Consider the following 511-nt stretch of genomic DNA (forward strand, 5'->3'; position numbering starts at 1 on the left):
CGGCGGTGCCGGCTATGACATAGCGGGTTATACCGACAGCAAGGAAGCTGTGACCATCAATCTCAAGACGGGCGTTTATTCCGGGATCGCGACAGGTGATACCTACACCGACATCGAGGTGATCAGGGGCTCGAACTTCAACGACATGTTCATTGGCGATGGTAATGGTATGGATTTCGACGGCGGTGCCGGGGTCGACACGGTCGACTACTCAGGCTCGACTGCCGGAGTAAACGTTAATATCCGCCTGGGGACCGGAACCGCAGGAACGGGCGGAGACGCTGAAGGCACGATTTTAACGGGTATCGAAACCGTCATAGGTTCTACCTTTAACGACGTGCTCTCCGCAGGCCCGTACACCATAGCCACAGGGGTACGGCTGGAAGGGGGGGCTGGTGACGATATCTACAACGTCGCCATGGGGTACACCCCCACTATCATCGAACAGGCCGGTGGCGGCGACGATGAAGTCCGTGTGTCGGTGATCAATGCCAGCGGCACCATCCTGGCA

1 pseudogene is annotated in these 511 nt (G+C 57.9%); it reads left to right on the forward strand.

Going from position 1 to position 511, the window contains the following annotated elements:
* Nucleotides 1-511, forward strand: a pseudogene (locus tag LCU97_RS26510) (beta strand repeat-containing protein); the annotation flags it as partial.

Source organism: Pseudomonas uvaldensis, from assembly GCF_021271205.1.
In the GTDB taxonomy this organism is placed as follows: domain Bacteria; phylum Pseudomonadota; class Gammaproteobacteria; order Pseudomonadales; family Pseudomonadaceae; genus Aquipseudomonas; species Aquipseudomonas uvaldensis.